Source organism: Paenibacillus sp. P4_A9, from assembly GCF_056402415.1.
This window is the reverse complement of record NZ_JBFUHL010000194.1, coordinates 1-1,734: the sequence shown is the minus strand read 5'-3', so window position 1 is coordinate 1,734 and position 1,734 is coordinate 1. Positions and strand designations below refer to the sequence as shown.

2 protein-coding genes and 1 pseudogene are annotated in these 1,734 nt (G+C 43.6%); all 3 read left to right on the top strand.

All coding sequences use genetic code 11. The features are described 5' to 3' along the window. Positions 1–1,059: DUF4132 domain-containing protein (locus tag AC1DVJ_RS30845; protein ID WP_477596727.1), on the top strand; the 1,059-nt coding region annotated here is incomplete at its 5' end. A gap of 60 nt (positions 1,060–1,119) precedes the next feature. Continuing rightward, positions 1,120–1,470 carry an aspartate/glutamate racemase family protein gene (locus AC1DVJ_RS30840; RefSeq protein WP_477596725.1) on the top strand — a complete coding sequence of 117 codons (351 nt, stop codon included), beginning with the start codon at positions 1,120–1,122 and terminating at the stop codon, positions 1,468–1,470. A 17-nt stretch (positions 1,471–1,487) separates the two neighbouring features. Next, positions 1,488–1,734 (top strand): annotated as a pseudogene (locus tag AC1DVJ_RS30835) (hypothetical protein); the annotation flags it as partial.

Sequence of the window (1,734 nt, the reverse complement as noted above, 5' to 3'; positions counted from 1 at the left end):
GCCCAGGATGTATTGGCTAAAGCATCTAAGGACCTTGGTTTGGACCCGGAGGAACTTGCCGATCGAATCATCTCTAATCTAGGATTCAATTCATCCGGTCACAGATTGCTCCAATATGGAGAGCGTGAGCTGATACTCAAACTTACGAAAACATTGGAAATCCGAATTGAGGATGCCGGAGGTAAATCTTACAAATCCTTTCCTACGCCAGGCAAACAGGAGGATATGGCGCTAATCAAATCGGCAACCGAGGAATTTAAACAGTTAAAAAAGGAACTGAAGCTAATCACGGATTCCGTCGCGATTCGCCTTGAACAATCCTTGTCCACGCGGCGGTATTGGACCAAGCAAGCATGGGAAGAGCTATTTATCCATAACTCGATCTTACATATCTTCGCTCGCGGATTAATTTGGGGGGCATTCACGCAAGAGAAAGAGCTGCTGGAAGTCTTCCGCTATCAAKAGGATGGGAAATACTCCCTTGCGGATGAGCGTGTATTTAATTTAGAAGAAAACAGTACTATTCGCCTTTTACACCCCCTTGAATTGACTCACGCTAACATTGAATTATGGAAAGAGCAGTTGAGAAATCAGGATATCGATCAACCCATCCAACAGCTAGATCGCAAGGTTTTTCTGCCAGAGACCAATGATATCACTTGTGTTGACCGCTTCGGTGGCATACAAGTAAATGGGTTTTCTTTACTAGGGAAATTAACAAAGGCTGGATGGCAGCGCGGCTCCATCGTGGATGGGGGAGGGTACTATGAATTTTACAAAGAAAATGATCGAGATGGGATTGGGGCTAGCTTAATCTTTAGCGGAACATCGGTTGGTTATGAGGATGAAACCGTTACGATATACGACCTTACCATTTACCAAGCTGGTAAGATGAACAGAGGAAGTTACGTCTACAGTAATATCCAAGTAGAAGATCTCATTGTGCCAACAGATATACCTAGTCACTATTTTAGTGAAATTCTGTATGAGGTGGATCAAGCGCTGTCGACTCGAGTTGGGTTTGAGGAAGATTGGAAATTGCAGAAAAGTTCGTGGTAATCTAAGCTTAAAGCAATTTCTGTTATTCTGAAATAAATAGTATTCCTGAGGGGTTAATGTATGAAAACAATTGGATTAATTGGTGGCATGAGTTGGGAGTCATCATTGCTTTATTATCAAATCATCAATCAGCGTGTAAAAGAAAAATTAGGCGGACACCATTCCGCCAAAAGTCTGATGTATTCGGTGGATTTTCATGAGATCAAGACGCTTCAACATGCAGGGAAATGGGAAGAAGCGACCCAAATGTTGGTCAAAGAGGGAGCAGAAGCGGTTATTTTGGGTTGCACAGAAATTACACTGCTAATATCGCAACAGGACACATCGGTTCCATTATTCGATACAACGAAAATTCATGCTGAATATGCGGTGGATTTTGCTCTGGGAGAGTATAATGAAGTTGGTCTATGAGATAACGACTGTGTGGGATGAAGCCCTCTGGCTTAAAGCAGAGCAAGTATACAACGAAGCCTTTCCTGAACACGGAAGAAAAAATCGCGCGCTCATCCGCAGTATGTTCGAAAGAGGCATATGCATGCACATGGAGCGAAGGTGAATATGTGGTTGCGATGGCTCTTACTGCGTTGAATGAGAAGGCACGAGTGCTTATCATCGACTATATTGCGGTTCGCCAAGCTAAACGTGGCCATGGTGTGGGTTTGGCATGTATGCGTG

Coding starts and splice junctions, on each gene's coding strand:
- AC1DVJ_RS30840 (WP_477596725.1), top strand. CDS start 1,120: ATGAAAACAATTGGATTAATTGGTGGCATGAGTTGGGAGTCATCATTG.